General features: G+C 39.5%; 15 protein-coding genes and 1 pseudogene. 14 read left to right on the top strand and 2 right to left on the bottom strand.

Going from position 1 to position 16,606, the window contains the following annotated elements; all coding sequences use genetic code 11:
* From HDC92_RS00085 to HDC92_RS00045, 9 genes and pseudogenes are all read left to right on the top strand, one after another.
* A pseudogene (locus HDC92_RS00085) lies at window positions 1-1,981 on the top strand (SusC/RagA family TonB-linked outer membrane protein); the annotation flags it as partial.
* A gap of 22 nt (window positions 1,982-2,003) precedes the next feature.
* Entirely contained in the window at window positions 2,004-3,404 is a 1,401-nt protein-coding gene (locus tag HDC92_RS00080) for a RagB/SusD family nutrient uptake outer membrane protein (RefSeq protein WP_183871492.1), read from the top strand.
* 40 nt (window positions 3,405-3,444) lie between these two features.
* Window positions 3,445-4,851 (top strand): redoxin domain-containing protein, encoded by a 1,407-nt coding sequence (locus HDC92_RS00075; RefSeq protein ID WP_183871490.1) that lies wholly within the window; start codon window positions 3,445-3,447, stop codon window positions 4,849-4,851.
* Between the two features lie 103 nt (window positions 4,852-4,954).
* Window positions 4,955-7,369: a zinc-dependent metalloprotease gene (locus HDC92_RS00070; RefSeq protein WP_255484260.1), complete on the top strand. Its 2,415-nt coding sequence runs from the start codon at window positions 4,955-4,957 to the stop codon at window positions 7,367-7,369.
* Window position 7,370: 1 nt separating this feature from the next.
* Window positions 7,371-7,910, top strand: coding sequence for a TlpA family protein disulfide reductase (locus HDC92_RS00065; protein ID WP_183871486.1), 540 nt, complete (start codon window positions 7,371-7,373; stop codon window positions 7,908-7,910).
* On the top strand, window positions 7,907-8,347 hold the full coding sequence (locus tag HDC92_RS00060; RefSeq protein ID WP_183871484.1) for a protein-disulfide reductase DsbD N-terminal domain-containing protein: 441 nt from the start codon (window positions 7,907-7,909) through the stop codon (window positions 8,345-8,347). Before HDC92_RS00065 ends, HDC92_RS00060 begins: the two co-directional genes overlap by 4 nt.
* A gap of 274 nt (window positions 8,348-8,621) precedes the next feature.
* Window positions 8,622-8,945 (top strand): helix-turn-helix domain-containing protein, encoded by a 324-nt coding sequence (locus HDC92_RS00055; RefSeq protein WP_183871482.1) that lies wholly within the window; start codon window positions 8,622-8,624, stop codon window positions 8,943-8,945.
* A 227-nt stretch (window positions 8,946-9,172) separates the two neighbouring features.
* On the top strand, window positions 9,173-9,529 hold the full coding sequence (locus tag HDC92_RS00050; RefSeq protein ID WP_255484257.1) for a hypothetical protein: 357 nt from the start codon (window positions 9,173-9,175) through the stop codon (window positions 9,527-9,529).
* 134 nt (window positions 9,530-9,663) lie between these two features.
* Window positions 9,664-10,320 carry a Crp/Fnr family transcriptional regulator gene (locus tag HDC92_RS00045; protein ID WP_183871480.1) on the top strand — a complete coding sequence of 219 codons (657 nt, stop codon included), beginning with the start codon at window positions 9,664-9,666 and terminating at the stop codon, window positions 10,318-10,320.
* Between the two features lie 180 nt (window positions 10,321-10,500).
* Here the strand turns inward: HDC92_RS00045 and HDC92_RS00040 are convergent, their stop codons facing one another.
* Complete coding sequence (locus tag HDC92_RS00040) at window positions 10,501-10,965, bottom strand: DUF1493 family protein (protein WP_183871477.1); 465 nt, start codon at window positions 10,963-10,965, stop codon at window positions 10,501-10,503.
* Window positions 10,966-11,766: 801 nt separating this feature from the next.
* Here HDC92_RS00040 and HDC92_RS00035 point away from each other — a divergent pair.
* Together HDC92_RS00035 and HDC92_RS00030 are read left to right on the top strand one after the other, a co-directional pair.
* Window positions 11,767-12,576: a hypothetical protein gene (locus HDC92_RS00035; RefSeq protein ID WP_183871475.1), complete on the top strand. Its 810-nt coding sequence runs from the start codon at window positions 11,767-11,769 to the stop codon at window positions 12,574-12,576.
* A 118-nt stretch (window positions 12,577-12,694) separates the two neighbouring features.
* Window positions 12,695-13,162 (top strand): DUF1572 domain-containing protein, encoded by a 468-nt coding sequence (locus tag HDC92_RS00030; protein ID WP_183871472.1) that lies wholly within the window; start codon window positions 12,695-12,697, stop codon window positions 13,160-13,162.
* A 50-nt stretch (window positions 13,163-13,212) separates the two neighbouring features.
* Here HDC92_RS00030 and HDC92_RS00025 read toward each other — a convergent pair whose 3' ends face one another.
* Window positions 13,213-13,890: a hypothetical protein gene (locus HDC92_RS00025; protein ID WP_183871470.1), complete on the bottom strand. Its 678-nt coding sequence runs from the start codon at window positions 13,888-13,890 to the stop codon at window positions 13,213-13,215.
* 376 nt (window positions 13,891-14,266) lie between these two features.
* On the opposite strand from HDC92_RS00025, the gene HDC92_RS00020 reads away from it, so the two are divergent.
* The 3 genes from HDC92_RS00020 to HDC92_RS00010 all read left to right on the top strand — a co-directional run bounded on the left by HDC92_RS00020 (window position 14,267) and on the right by HDC92_RS00010 (window position 16,330).
* Window positions 14,267-14,845, top strand: coding sequence for a MauE/DoxX family redox-associated membrane protein (locus HDC92_RS00020; protein WP_183871469.1), 579 nt, complete (start codon window positions 14,267-14,269; stop codon window positions 14,843-14,845).
* Between the two features lie 82 nt (window positions 14,846-14,927).
* Window positions 14,928-15,188, top strand: coding sequence for a hypothetical protein (locus HDC92_RS00015; RefSeq protein ID WP_183871467.1), 261 nt, complete (start codon window positions 14,928-14,930; stop codon window positions 15,186-15,188).
* A 95-nt stretch (window positions 15,189-15,283) separates the two neighbouring features.
* The gene (locus HDC92_RS00010; RefSeq protein ID WP_183871465.1) at window positions 15,284-16,330 is read left to right on the top strand and encodes a hypothetical protein; all 1,047 of its coding nucleotides are present in this window, start codon (window positions 15,284-15,286) and stop codon (window positions 16,328-16,330) included.
* Window positions 16,331-16,606: the final 276 nt, after the last annotated feature.

The following is a 16,606-nucleotide window of genomic DNA, read 5'->3' as shown; positions in this document are numbered from 1 at the left end:
TCCTTATGCAGACCTGGTAGATGACCAAGGAAATGGATTGATATTGGTAAAAGATTACCGTAGCGCATTCACCGATACAGTAGGGCGTGACAAATTGCTCGATATGAAATATCGACCTTATGATGAGATCGATGCGAGAGACTACAAAACCCGTATTAACGATTTTTTGATCAATACAGGCTTAAATTATAAGCTCTTTTCCTTTATTACAGCAGGTATAGCATATCAGTTTGAGAATCAGGTTTATGGATCAGAAGATTTAACAAAATTAGAAGATTATTCTATGCGACTTCTGATCAATCGTTATTATCAACCTAATTCTGTTAATCGCTATCCGGTTCCAATTGGGGGAAGGGTGGTTATTAATAACACCAATTCCGTATCACATCAAGCCAGGGCGCAGCTAAATTTTAATCGCAGTTTCGGAAAACACACGGTATCCGCATTAGCAGGATGGGAGATTAAACACCTCCGGACAAAAGGAAATGGCTATACATTATTCGGTTACCAAGAAGATGGAAGCGTTGTAAACGGTCAAATGGATTTTGTAACTAGTTTCCCTCAAAACCCTTGGTTTCTTAGGCCAGGTTCTGTTAATAATTCTCAGGAGATTACTGGAACTACTGATCGCTTTATATCTTCTTACACCAATTTAAGCTATAGTTTTGATGACCGATATTTTTTCAATGGCAGTATACGTGAAGATGCAGCAAACCTTTTTGGGGTAAAGTCCAAAATGCGTGGAACGCCTTTATGGTCTATAGGTGCAAATTGGCAAATTGGGAATGAGAAATTTTATCATTTGTCTTGGTTACCACGTTTAAATTTACGGGCGACATATGGATTCAGCGGTAACATCAATCGAAATGCAGTTGCGTTTCCAATAATATCTATGGATGGACTTAGTGAGGTCACCGGGGTACCAATTGCTTCGCTTCAAAATCCTCCAAATGAAGGATTGCGCTGGGAGCGAAACGGCAGATTAAATTTAGGTTTAGATCTTAGTTTTAAAAATGGTGTTATTCAAGGTAGTATTGAGTATTATGCTAGTAATAATAAAGACTTAGTTGCGCAAGCTCCGATTGATGGAACTTTAGGCATTGGACAATTCGGCTCGATAGACCCATCATTAACATACAATGTGGCAAATACGAATGGAAATGGATTCGATATCAATATCCAAACAAAAAATATAGATAGACAATTTAAATGGACAACCAATTGGATTTTCAGCTATGCAAACACAAAAGTAACTAAGTATTTAATGTCTCCCTCTGCAATAGGTATAGCTACATATATTTCTTCAGGATTTTATGCAAATCCTATTATTGGAAGACCACTGTTTGCAAACTATGCTTATCGTTGGGCGGGTTTAGATCCTACAACAGGTGATCCACAAGGGTATGTTAACGGACAACTTAGCAAAGATTATAGTAAATTGACTACAGGGTTAACTTTTGAGGATTTATCCTACTTTGGACCAAGTATTCCTACTTATCAAGGTGGTATTCGTAGTACCTTTCAATGGAAAGCTTTGACACTTTCTTTCAATATAACTTCCCGATTTGGTTATTATATTAGAAGGAGCAGTGTATCGTATAATACTTTTTTCAATACCTGGACAGGACATAGCGATTATACACTGCGTTGGCAAAAATCAGGGGATGAACAGATTACGTCAGTGCCTTCTGCTAAATTTCCGGAGGATAGCAATAGAGCTGTTTTTTATAGTAATTCGGATGTATTGATGGAAAAAGGTGATCATATCAGACTACAAGATATACAGATAAGATATTCGTTGATAAGGAAGGAAGGTTTGAGGCTGCCATTCCGACAATTAATACTCAACTCTAATTTGTCCAACCTGAATGTCTTGCTCTGGAAAGCCAATAAGCAGGGGATTGATCCTAATTTAGGAAATGCTCAGATTTCCATGAAGCCAGGGAGAGTTTGGTCTGTAGGACTTGATATAGTCTTTTAATAGAGGTGTGATTAAATATATTATGATGATGAATACAAGACATTATATTTTAACAATTATAGTTTTAATACTAGTATTGTTTACCAATGCATGTAAAAAAAGCTCCTTTCTTGATGCTAATCCAAATGATAGTTTGATTATCCCGAAAACGGTAGGACAATACCAGTCTCTATTGGATGATTATTCTCGCATGAATTATGGCACTCCGTATAATATAAATAGTGGTTCAGATGATTACTATCTTTTACCAGGCTTTTTTGACGCTTTTTATGATGAGACGGCGAAAAATGCATATATATGGAATGATAATATCTGGTTTCAGGGAAGTGGCGCGCTACTGAATTGGAATATACCTTATTCAGTTATTTTTAATGCCAATTTAGTATTACATGGGTTAAAAGATATTCAGGCCATTTCTGGAGAACAAACAGCGTGGAATAATTTAAAAGGACATGCATTATTTCTTAGAGCATTTCACTTTTACCAGCTATCACAACTCTTTTTGCCTGTTTATTCTGTTTCTTCAGCCAATAGCCAATTAGGTTTACCATTGCGGCTTGGCATTGATATTGATGAATCGATTAAAAGATCTACGGTTCAGGAAACCTACAATCAGATAATCAAAGATTTAAACGAGGCCAAAGAGCTTCTGCACGAACAATCAGGTGTTAAAACACGTCCTTCAAAACATGCCGTATACGCCCTGCTTTCGAGAATTTACCTTTCAATAGGTGATTATGAAAGTGCATTACAAAATGCTAACGCTTCGCTAGCTATTAATAATACGTTGTTAGATTATAACGTGCCGGATGTGCTTTCTAAAGGAAATGTAGAAATCATTTGGCCTGCCAAGATAGCATACGATGGACTACAACCGGCCTTTGATTTTGCGTCCAGTGCAGTTGACGAAGATCTACTAGGATCTTATTCGGCAAAAGATAAGAGGATAGCTGTGTTTTTTGATATAAACCAGTTAGGTGGAAAGTACTTTAAAGGCACATACAATTTTTCGCAAAACGAGGAACCCACTTCTCTTTTTACTGGCTTAGCTACGGATGAAATATACCTAATTCGTGCAGAGTGTTATGCCCGATTGGGAAACAAAGACTTAGCGTTAGCCGATTTGAATACGTTGATGGTTAAACGGTGGGTCGACGATGGCAGCTGGGTACCTTTTACGGCAACCACAGCTGCGGAAGCATTGGATAAAATACTGGTAGAGCGTAGAAAGGAATTGGTATTTAGAGGTTTGCGTTGGAGTGACCTAAGAAGATTGAATTCGGAAGGGCGTAACATAACTCTTACAAGGAAACTGGATGATGGGACTATAGTTTCGCTTGCACCGAATAGTTTGAAATACACTTACTTGATACCGCCAAGTGTAATAGGTTTTCACCCGGAAATGCCACAGAACCCACGTTAGTGGATTCTGTGAGCTTAATTTATTTATTTATATACACAACATGAAGAATTTGAAAATTAAATTCCAATTGGCTTTGCTATGTTCAGCTTTTCTCCTTATCAGTAATGTCACTGTCTCCCAAACAAAGCAGCAAGAAAACAAAGAAATACAGCCATTAAAGCTTGGCGAGCAGGTTCCAGACTTAAATTTAGGAGACATTTATGCTGGAGGTATAAAAGGACTAAAAAATGCTAAAGTTTCCGATTTTAGAGGAAAGCTTTTGATGCTGGATTTTTGGGCTACGACCTGCGGATTTTGCATTCAACAATTTCCAAAACTATCCAAGCTTCAGGAAGAATTTGGCGATGGGTTGCAGATTCTGCCTGTAGGATTTTCTAAGAAAGTTAATGGTGGCTCAGTCAAAGAAGCGATTGATAAATGGAAAGGTACCTATCAGGAAATGAAGGTGCCAACAGTAATTGCCGAAGATGATAATAATGAATTGTCAAAACTATTCCCATATGTTACTATGCCAACTATTGTCTGGATAAGCAAAGACGGAAAATTATTAGGGGTGACGGACTATCATGCCCTTACTAAACAAAATATTGCAGACCTGCTGCTTGAAAAAAAATTGAACTTTAGAGGTGAGAAAGATGAGGTAAAAGGTCGTTTCTATTCTCCTGAAAAGCCATTTTTAATCTCAAATACTAATCAAGGGCAAGGCAAAGGATATCGGTCGATTCTTATTGGAAATATTGACTCCTTATATTCTAGTCCGGGACTACAAAAGGTTACTGATGAGAAGGGTAAGGAACGAGTCTTTGCCTTAAATACTACCATTTTTGAAATGTTTGGCGGTGCGTTAGCGAAAATAAGTAGGGAATATCTTTTCTTAATGGGTTTCTCAGGTCAAAAAAGAATGGTTGTTGACAAATCTTTAGTCTCCAGAGGCTACCAAGCTCGTTACGAAGTTGAGCATGCCGACAATTGGATCTATGATGAATTTATAAAAAATAGCCAGTTCAATTATGAGTTTATTCCTGATAAAAAAGTAGAAAATGACGCGGTACTGTTTAAAATAGTATTGGGGGATTTGAAAAGCAAATTCAAAGTTCGAGCAGGAATTGAAAAAAGGAAAATGCCTGTTTATGCCTTGGTCAAATCTTCAAACTATAATGCACTGGAAATACCAACTCAGAATATCGATTACAGGATCACAAATAAAGTTGGAGAGACAGAATACGAAAGTACAACGGAATCCACGATAGGTCAGCTGAATGGGGCCATAAACAGTTACTCCAAGAAGTTTATCATCGATGAAACAGGTTTAAAAAGAATCAGAATAAAGTATCCATATTCAGCACGCACTCCATCAGATTTTAAGACCGCACTGAATAAATGTGGTTTAGACCTGATTGAAGTTGAAAGGGAAATGGAAGTACTGGTGATTAAAGATGCGAAATAATAAAATGTTGATAGAGATAGTAAGTTTGAAAAAGAAGCTATTATTTTACAGCTGTTGCCTGGCATTATCCGCTTGCATGCCACCTCGTAAATTAACGCAAAGCATGTCTGGCAAACAGGTGCAGCAGTTAAGAGCTGTGCCTGCTGGCCGGCAGGATTCCACTCTCAACACAGCAGGTGTTTATAGCGGATTGTTTAATGTTCACAAACAAAAAGAAAGGTATTTGTTAGAAATACCGGACAGCTTATTAAACAGAGATATCTTGCTAGTCAGCAGGATCAGCAAATCTTCAGCTGAAACCCGTGGAATCAATACAGGCTACGCTGGTGACGAGATTAACAAGAAAGTAATCCGTTTTGATAAAGGACCAGCCAATAAATTATTTATGCGGGTGATCTCTTATGCGGAGCGCAGTGCAGATAGTACTCGGCAGATGTTTAAGGCACTGAACAATTCCAATGCTCAGGCCATTGCTGCTGCATTTGAAATTAAAGCCCACTCTAAAAATGGCAAGGGCCAGCTGATTGACATTACTGAATTTATTGGTGGGGATTCGGAGTTGTTGTATTTCGATAGCCAAACGAAAAGTGGATTGAAATTGAGTGGTTTTCAAAACGATAAATCGTATATCCAATCTGTAAAGTCATATCCAAGGAATGTAGAGATCAAAACGTTAAAAACTTACAGCAAAATACAAACTGGCGGTATTGCAGGCTTATCGAAACCTTCGACGCCTGTCTATGCCACATTAGAACTGAATACCTCTTTGGTGCTGTTGCCAGCAGTTCCCATGCGGAGCAGAACTTTTGATCAAAGGGTGGGTTACTTTACAACTGACTATACAGACTATGATGCCAACCCGCAAGGTGTGGAGAAAACACAAATTATTGACCGCTGGCGGCTGGAACCAAAGAAGGAAGATGAAGCTCGTTACCTTGCAGGGGAACTGGTAGAACCGAAAAAGCAGATTGTATTTTACATCGACCCAGCTACACCCAAAGCATGGGTGCCTTATCTAACACAGGGGGTAAATGACTGGAATGTAGCTTTTGAACAGGCCGGTTTTAAAAATGCCATTGTAGCCAAACCTGCACCTAGCTATGTGCAGGATAGTACCTGGAGCATTGATGATGCAAGAAACAGTGCAATTGTATATAAAGCTTCTGAAACTCCTAACGCAAGTGGCCCACACATTAGTGATCCGAGAACGGGGGAAATTTTAGAATCTCATGTAAACTGGTATCATAATGTGATGAAGATGCTGCGGAACATGTATTTTATACAAGCCAGTGCTATAGACCCAGGAGCAAGAAAAATGCAATTTGATGAAAAGCAGATGGAACAGCTTATCCGCTTTGTAAGTAGCCATGAAGTAGGCCATACACTAGGCCTGCGTCACAACTTTGGCTCTTCATCAACTGTACCAGTAGACAAGCTGCGTGATAAGGCATGGGTAGAAGCCAATGGGCATACCCCCAGCATTATGGACTATGCCAGGTTTAATTACGTAGCCCAGCCGGAAGACGGCATTTCCGAAAAAGGAATCTTTCCAAGGATAAACGATTACGACAAATGGGCCATTGAATGGGCTTACCGATGGTACCCTGCTGATAGGTTTAAAAGCCCTGAAGAAGAAAAGGCTTACCTGAACAAATGGGTAATTGAAAAAACATCGGGCAACAAACGCTTATGGTTTGGAAGTGAAGAAGGAAACGATCCGCGCAGCCAGAGTGAAGATCTGGGGGATAATGCCATGCTGGCCGGAACTTACGGTATTAAAAACCTAAAAAGGATAATGCCGAACCTGATTAGCTGGACAAAAACAGAAAACGAAGGATACGAAAATACAGCCGAGATGTACAACGTGCTGCTGGCGCAATTTAAACTTTACATGGGGCATGTGTTGGCCAATGTAGCCGGGGTCATGACTACACCAAAAACATCGGAAGAAAATGGTGCGGTAGTAGTTTATGTATCCAAAGCTAAACAAAAGCAAGCTGTAGCCTTTTTACAGCGCCAGCTATTTGATACACCTGAGTGGCTGCTGAATAAGGAAGTGTTTGCTAAAACAGGATTGGGCAATGCCGCTACCATTTCGACTTTGCAGGATGAGGCGCTGACCAGGCTAATGGGTTCTAATACGCTAAATAAACTGAACGACTTTGAAGCCTATAGTCCGGCATCGGCTTATACAATGCAGAATTTGCTGGATGATTTACAGCGTGGAATATTCAGTGAGTTGGGTAGTGGCAAAACAATCACCATATACCGCCGGAATTTGCAGAAGGCTTACCTGGATAAACTGATGACCCTGCTTGCTGATGCTAAAGGCGCACCTGCTGGTTCTGGACCCGGTGCGGAAGTGAAGCTGACAGACATTTCATCGGTAGTGCGCCTGCAATTGCAGGGTTTGCAACAGCAAATTAGGTCTGGCAATAGCCGTGCTAAAGATAAATTGAGCAAGGCACACCTGCAGGATTTAAATCAACGTATTACACAATTTTTAAAAGTTAAATGATATGATAAAGAGATTATGGATGCTATTGTTACTGGCATGTAGTATAACAGTAATGGCACAGGAGAAGGCAGTGGTTTTAAAACCCGGAGAAATAATACCTGACTTTACGATGGTTACCCCTGAGGGCGGAAAAATACGCATGCTGGAAACGGTAGCAAAAGCAGAATATACCCTGATAGATTTCTGGGGTTCATGGTGCGTGCCCTGCCGGGCTGCTTTCCCTAAGCTAAAACAGCTATATGCCAAATGGCATACCAAAGGCTTTAACATTATGGGTGTGGCAGACGATAAAGATGAAGCCTGGAAGAAAGCATTGGCCGAGGACAAAACACCCTGGCTACATGGAAGGGATACAGACCGGGCAATACATAAGTTGTTTAGTGTGCAGGGTGTACCGGCATACTTACTGGTAGATAGTAAAGGAAAACTGGTTGCGGCATCGCTGTTTACCGGTGGGCGGATGCTGGAATTCGGCATCCCGATAAGGGATGCAGCAGGGCTGGATGCCGGATTAGAAAAACTTTTAAACGAAGCAAAATGAAAAAGCTATTGATGATGATATGTTTATGCTTGTTTGCGGTTGGCTTGCAGGCTCAAGGTGTGGTAAGGTGGAGTTACAGCGCTAAAAAACTTTCTGCAACGGAAGCAGTGCTGTATATGAAAGCAAGTATTGGCGGAGCCTGGCACCTGTATTCGGTAAACCAGCCGGAGGGCGGGCCAATGAAAACCAGCTTTACTTTTGAACCCTCTGCTGATTATGCATTGGTAGGCAAGGTGACAGAACCTAAACCTAAAAGTATGTTTGACCAGAACTTCGGGATTGAGGTGCTGTACTTTGAAAAGGAAGTGGTGTTTGAACAAAAGGTGAAATTAAAGAATCCCGAGTCTGTTGTAAAAGGCAGAGTTGAGTTCATGGCCTGTGATGACAGCCAATGCCTGCCACCAGAAGAAAAGGAGTTTAGTATAGTAGTTAAATAAAAACCGTGGATTAGCTACGCTGAGCTCGTGAAAAAATCGGTTAATGTTCAAAGGTTGGTTAAACAGTGAGATGCCCGGAGGGGATTAGGTGTGACCCTCCGGCTCTTTAAAAGAGAAAATATGAAACCCATAAACACGGTCAAACAGAATTTTAAAAAAGCCGGGGTGGTAAAGAAGAATTTAATGTTTTTACGATAAAATAATTATTGGTTAAACGGTGAAGATGTCCGGAGCAGTAAATGAGCGTGCTGTTTCGGCTTCTTAAAAAAAATGAATGATGATCATGTTCGATATCAACATCAGCCAAAAGCTAAGGGCTTTGCGGAAAAATCGGGGCTGGACACAGAGCGATATGGCAGCGCAGCTGGACATTTCTGTGCCGGCTTATTCGAAAATAGAATGTGCACAGACGGAATTGACACTAGGCAGGTTAAAACTGCTTGCTACTATACTCAAGGTAAAGGTTTGCTGGTTGCTGGACGAAGATGAAATGGTGTTACACCAGGAGAATGAGGAGTTGAAAGAGAAATTAAGGTTGAGCAATATAGAAGTGATGGGCTTGCAGAAAAGACTGCTGGCTTGTTTTGAACAAAGGTAAAATTAACGTCTCTCCTTTCATAAACGGGTGGGTTTATAATGGAGCCGGGAGTGTAAGCAACTCCCGGTTTTTTAAAGTTGAGGTTCATCAAAATATTGACAATGTAGCCAAAAAATTATGATTGATAAAAACATTTTACTGGCCCTGATCCCTTCGCGATAAATGAACATACTGCCATACATTGCTGCTTTGGAAAAGGTACTTGCAGAATTGCCGGAAAAAGGCATTTGCTTACCCTGCGTGAATATGCCATGGACGACCGGATCTTGCTGCACAAAATGATATTCCGTTTTTTAGACTTTAGCTACGCGGAAACAGTTTTCCTGCTGAAAGGGCTGATCATTTATCAGCAGCGCTGGGGTGAGTTAAATGAAATTGCAAAAGAAGGGATAAGAGAGGTAAGCACAGTGCTGATGCGGCGGGCCAGGGAATACCAGCAAAGCGGAGAGCTGGTAAAGGCTATGGAACTGGCCTTTGCGATACTGGTTACCGTTGAACCGGAAAAGGACCCTGAAGACCTGGTTTACTACGCCGTAGTAATGGATGTAGTTGGCTTTATAACCGAACTGGAAAAAGATTACTGATAAATATCTATTCATTTAAAAAAACAAGGATTATGGAAAACACTTAACTCAAATGATTGACGGGAGATTTTAAGGGAACGTTTGTACATGGGGGGAAATAAACACAACAAACGATTAAATTTTCTAATTAAATTATGAATAAAAGACCATTTAAATTAACCGAAGCTCAAATGACAGCCTGGAAACAGGAGGTAGTAGATTACTTACGCTCTTTATTGGACAACCCGCTTTTGCTGGGTAAGCTGTCTGTAGTACTGATGAATAGCTTAAGGCCGCATTTTAAGCGGAAAGGCTATATGCTATTGCAGCCTGATATGCTGATGACCGAGGCCCATTACCTTAGAAAAGGCCTGATTAAATTGTATAGCATTGATGCACAAACAGGTGAAAAAAAGATACGCTTTATATGGAATGCCGGCAGTATTGTTGTTTTACTGGAAGCTTTTAGGGAACGCCTGGTAAACGAGGTATTGTATATAGAGCTGATAGAAGATTGTGAACTGGTAAGCATCAGCAATTTTTGTATGGACGATATTTATGAAGGACATACTGTTGCCTATAAACTGACAGAGAAAATAAGGGCAGCCGAAATGGCACGTAAGGATTTGCAAACAGAAATACTGCAGATGGTGGATAAGAAACAGCGCTACTGTGTGTTTAAGGAGAAGTTTCCGGAGTTTTTTGTTGACGGGGAATGGAGATTGAGCAATGAAGAGATTTGTAGTTTCATTGGGATATCGCCTACTTGTTTAAAAACAGCCCGGAAGATTTGTTCGGATGAGGAGGACTAAATAGTCTTCTTTTGAGGGTAACAAACCTTTTTGCAAGGTCTAAATCGACTTTTAGCCTTCCTTCGGGGAGGCTTTTTTGTTTTATGCTTAATGCTATTGATTCATGTAGATATTGAATAAAAGATTTTGGTTTATGCTGCTGCTCGATGCCATAAGGTGCACAATGTAGTTGGTTAATAGTTACAAGCCCTGCCTTATCGCATATCTTACGTTTCTCTCGGGGATATATTTTCCTTCAATATACCATGTTAATAAATCCCTAAAAGTCATATCTGAAACTTGTCTTGCAGGTTGATAGAAAGATGGCTTAGGAATACGAATCATATTCAAGGTTAACAATTCTATTGTTTTGAGAGGGAGCCACACTGATACAACTAGTAGATTATAAAGCGCGGCTGATGAATCATACAATTCGGCTTCAGAATGAAAATGTTTATCATATTCAAAATCAGAATATTCCAATTCAAACTTACCGACAAACTTAGTTAGCATAAAATAGTTGTCATCGCCTGTTAATCCTAAGTCATTTACAATTTTAGTTTTGAGTGATTCCAGATCATCAGCTGATTCGTTTTCAATAAAATTTTTTACAGTAATGTAGGCATGTCTTAGTTTCGAAAATTCTATTTGCTTTATTTCTTCCATTACATTACTATAAATAAGTGATTTCATTTGAAATTAGGCAAATAATTTAAGAGTAGTGCCAAATCAAGAACTTTTTTGATTTAGGCCAACTTTTAAATATTAGTATATCAAGATCTGTTTTAACTAAATGAGTTAACAGGACTTTAAACCTTTAATGAAAAATTAAAGGATAATTTTAAAAAGCCTTAAAGCTTTGAACTAGTTCTTGATTTTCTGTAGTAGAACTTACTGATCTCGTATCCAATAGACATAATCAAAAAGAAGAAAATGAACACCCAGCTATAATTTAGTAAAAATCTAAAAAATAAAATTTCAATTATACTAAATATTGCTAGTCTAAGAATTAGCTGGTCGACAGAATTTACGGGTTTGAAGAGTTTCATATTATAAATATAAGAAATTAATTAGCACATCAACTTGGTATCCCAGATGGTTACTAGGGTATACGCATGATTAGTCTTGAAGTATTAACTTTTCAACACATCTCTTAATTTCCATCTGGCTTTTACCAGTTGTTTCACTAATTTTTTCTATAAAAAAAATAAAACCGTAGAGATACAAAACTATATTTTTAAATCTGCTTCACAACTTTTGGACTTGATGGTATTTGTATAGGCAGATGCGGCAGAGGCAGAATAGGACCTGGCGGTGTTGTATGGTGTGGAGACTAGAAATCTGAAGAATATAAAAACTTGAAGTTCCAATTTGGAACCTCAAGTTGGGGAGACACACGTAAATTACTACCTTGCAGATTAAATCTATAATATAATGCTCAGCAGACTTTACCTCTGGTCCATTTTTATGCTTTTATCATTATCTCTTAAAAGCCAGTATCTTGATACCAGATATAATAATTCATCCAAAGACATGCGTTTGCAGGGGAAAGTAAAACAACTGAAACTGACCTGGTATAAAAGCGTAAAAAATGGAGATCCATTAAAAAACGAATTGGAATTGACTATCCTTTATAAATTTAATGAGGCGGGAAACATCACCGAAAAGATACAGTATAGAGCCAAAGGTGACGAAGCTGCCCGGGATGTTTATGGATATGAGAGCGGAAGGGTTGTTAGTTACAAAGCATATAGCAATGGGAGTAAATTGCCGCAATATGTAGTGAGCTGCATCACTGATTTGGCTAAAAATACTTTTACTACCCGGTTGACAATTCCTGGATTGCAAGGGGTACATTCGACAACGGTGCGAACCTATAATGCAAAGGGACAGATACTATCGCAAATAACAAAAGAATCAGGTAAAATTACGGGAACTACAAAAAAGTACGATGCGGTTAAAAATACTGTAAGAAGCACCTCTCTTGATAATAGCAGTTATTATGATGAGGTTTATGATAAAAATCAGTTCCTGATTGAGGCCCATTATTATAAAAAATCTGAAGATGATGCCGGAACTCATTTCTATACCAAGTATGATGCATTTGGAAATGAAGTTGAGAGCTACTATGTTAACAAAAAGGAAGGTTTTACTTCTCCAACAGACAGTACTTCATACACGTATGACAGCCACAACAATTGGATATCTAAGGTTTCGAAGAGCGATTTTTATACAAAGAAGCAGGAGAGAGTTATTGAATATTATAGTGGGAAATAGCTTGGCGCCAAATAGGCCATAGTGTGGAGACGAAAGTATTGAATCGGGCGGTTAAGGAAATTTGGGAAAAAAATATTTTATCTTATTTTAAATTATATTTCTAATTGTCCTCTGTCATATGAAAAGAAACATAGTTATTGCAAACCGCCTTCGTGAGGTGCTCCTTAATGGATATTGGATTGCCAACACAAATTTTAAAGCACAAATCTTAAGTGTAAATTGGGAGCAAGCAATTCAAAAAGTTGGAAATCTAAATACAATTGCAGCTTTAACCTTTCATGTTAATTATTATTTGAAGGGGTTGTTACCTATTTTTAATGGTGGGAAGCTTGAAATTAGTGATAAATATAGTTTTGATGTCCCGCAAATTCAATCTGAAATGGATTGGAAAATTCTGGTGGATGACTTTTTAAGTAATTCTGAAAAATTTGCAAATCAGGTTGAACAATTGCCAGATAATTTGCTGGACGAGCCATTTGTTGACGAAAAATATGGAAGCTACTTACGAAATATTGAAGGTGTTATTGAACACAGCTACTATCACCTGGGCCAGGTTTCTTTAATAAAAAAGATGATTTCTAAATAAAACTGTTTTAAGAAATACAATACGAGTTAAATTTGAATAGATTGGCTACCCTAGAATTCTGCCTTGTTAGTACGCTTTTTCTTTGTTGTAATTCTTCTTATTAACAGGATAACTCCTGCAATTACGCCAAGTATAATTGCCCAGGCAGCAAGTTTCCCAATTATGGATCCAATGGCATATGCCGCTGGATGATCAACCCCTTGTGTTAAGCTGGTTTTGTCGGCGGTTATAGTCAATGAGTTTAAAAATTGCGTTCTGGCTGTTTGTGTAGCCAGCTTGTTTTCTGACAAGGTCATAAAATTTACCGTAATCAGGGTGTTATCTAAAAGTATAAAACGTGCAAATCTTAAATCGGGCAGGTTGGGGTTCGAGCTTGCAACGAATTCTATTTCTATTCCTTTTAATCCGTCGATTTCAAATGGGTTTTTACTAATTAGCTTACCCTGGGCAGCATCTAAAAAGCCATTGATGGTACTGTCATAAAATTCTGGCAATGTGTTACCATTGACCTGTAGCAGCATATCAGCATCCAATTCTCTGGTTATCGTAGAGTAAATGGCTACAGAATCGATAAACTGGGTCAAAATATGCCCCAATGTATCTGACGTTATAGGTTTTTGAGGGAAGGTAATGGTAGCGAGACCCGCCAGGTTTTGTTTTTGAGGGTTTTGGGCGAATAATTGGAGAACACTAAAGAGCAGTAAAATAGTACAGAAGTTTTTTTTCATAAAAGCGTTGATTTATAAGTAACGAAATGATAGCAGTGCATGTTCATTGTAATGCTGAAATAAATATACAAATCATATATTTAAACCAAAATTACTGCAAGAAAAGATATGCTTTATATGGAATTCCGGCAGTATTGTTGGTAAACGAGGTATTGTATATAGAGCTGAGAAGATCGTGAACTTGAGCAGTAAGGAGATCTGTAGTTTCATTGGAATGTCGCCTACTTGTTTAAAAACAGCCCGGAAGATTTGTTCGGATGAGGAGGACCAAATAGTCCTCTTTTGAGGGCTAACAAACTTTTTTGCAAGGTCTAAATCGACTTTTAGCCTTCCTTCGGGGAGGCTATTTTTGTTTTATGCTTAATGTTATTGATTCATGAAGAAGTTAAATAAAAGATTTTGGTATCTGTTGGGGATTGATATCATCAGGTACTTGTTTATCCTGCTGTTTTTATATGCAGCATTTAGTAAAGTTTGGGACTTTCAGAAGTTTAAGGTGCAGCTGGGGCAATCGCCTATATTATCAGATTTTACTTTGTTGGTTGCACTGCTTGTGCCTGGTGTAGAGATCTTGATTGCTATAGGTTTGGCTTTTAGAAAGACTTTGCTACCGGCCCTTTGGGCCAGTTATGGCTTGATGATCATGTTTAGCTTGTACATCATAGCGATCTTGAAGTTCAGTGACAGGCCGGTTTGCCATTGTGGTGGTGTTTTAGAACAGATGCAATGGTCGGAACATTTGTGGTTTAATATAGGGTTTGTGGGGTTGGGAGTTGTAGGGTTGTGGCTGGGGTTTTACCGCCGGTTTCGTGATGCTGGTACACGTCATCTCGAACCGCAGGGAGAGATCTCTTGTTTAGGCATAGTTCAAGAGATCCCTCGTCGCTGCGCTTCCCTCGGCATGACGGGGTGTGTTAAGGACGACCGCTTTAGGCATGACGACGAGGTGTATTAAAAATATTCAATGCGCGTTGAACAGGTGGAAGCTGAAAAGCCTGATTAAAAAAGAGTAGGCATTAATCTTATCATTCAAAAAAATGAAAAAACAATTTTTCACATTCGTTATTGCGGCCGTATGTGTCGTAAGCACTGTATTTGCGACTGCAAAACCAACAACAAGTGTTTTACTGGGATCGCCTTACAATGACCAGGGTGAGTGTACTACCCCAGGCAATGTAATTGGCACCTGTGATGTAAACTTTACCCAGAATGCCTGCCAGCTGCTGGCCGGTGGTGATGCTTATCTGCAGGATACAGAGACTGGCCTTTGTACCATTCCCTTGTACAGACAAAACTAGATCTCCCAATTTAGTTTGACATCCTTAAACGGCCCGCTGCATTAGCGGGTCGTTTATTCCAAAGCTTGCTTTTATATCCCATAATCCATTAGCCTATGAAAAAATTTATCTACTTGCTTGTTGCCGTTGCCATTTTATCATCTTTACCCGTTCTTTATCTGACCATCCGCTATGCGCTTAAGCAGCGCGCTGCTACCTATAACTTTAAAAGGAACCTGCTTGGGGTGGTTAAAGGCCATAAGGCCATCGATATAAAATACAACTCGTATTACCTGGCCGGTGAGGCTGGAAGTTCCGTTTACCTGGCCAGTGGAACGGCCATAGGCCATTTGCTGAAGGTTGGGCCTTTGTTAAAGGATACTTTAAGCATTAACCTTGAGCTGAACAGGCAGGAGGTAAAGTTAAAGGGCAGCTATAAGGCTTATGTAGATTCCAGCTCTTTTTACCTGTACAATGGATTGGAACGCAGCATCCTGAAAGGCAAAACCGGGATTTGGAAGGCATCGGTTTATTGGATAAAGGCGCCATACTTTGCACAGCTGCAGCCTTTGGGTACACAAACGATGGTTTTCCGTTTTATAGACACCGATACCCGGGCGAATAGTTTGCGCAAAGTGAGTGTGCCAGGAGAAAGCATGAGCAATACCGGGATATTTAAAAAGCAGGTAGATGGCCTGTTTTGTACAGATGGCATGCTGAGGTATAACCGGCAGCTGCACATGCTGACCTATGTATACCATTACCGCAACGAGATCTTGCTGATAGATACTAATTTAAATCTGGTTAAAAAGTTGAAGACGATAGACCCGATTGATTCGGCCCGCTTTAAGGTAGATCAGCTGCGTGCTGAAAAGTCCTTCACTTTTGCTTCGCCCACTTTAATGGTAAATGCAAACTGTTCAAACCAGGGCAAATATTTGTTTGTGCAATCGAAACTGATGGGTAAGGATGAGGATCTGACGCTGTTCAGGAAAAGTGCGGCAATTGATGTTTACGATCTGGAGAAACAGGTGTACTGTTATTCGTTTTACCTGCCCAAATATAAGGATGTACCCATAAGCAGTTTTAAGGTATTGGGGAACAGCTTGTATGCAGTGGCAGGGCAATACCTGACCAGGTATGCGCTGGAATTACCGGAGTGAGAGGAGGCTGAAGAAAATGCTTTTGGGAAGGGCCATACCCCAAAAGCGAAGGTCTGGATCCCATAACCGGGCCTTCAATTGAAATTAACGTTTAAACATAATGGGCAATAATGAATTGTTGCTTAGCATTTACAAAATGAAAGACCGGCAGGCTTGCCTGGTTTTTAAAAGTACGGGCAAGCCCTGTAAGCTCTTTAACTTAATAGAAGTACTGCACTTTGCAGGCGAAATGAAACTGTTGAGCGCAGCCATGGATACCGGAGCCGCACAAAACTA

It is taken from the genome of Pedobacter sp. AK017 (assembly GCF_014200825.1).
GTDB classification, from domain to species: domain Bacteria; phylum Bacteroidota; class Bacteroidia; order Sphingobacteriales; family Sphingobacteriaceae; genus Pedobacter; species Pedobacter heparinus.
Note: the sequence above shows the minus strand (reverse complement) of the source record. Positions and strands in the feature narration are given on the sequence as shown.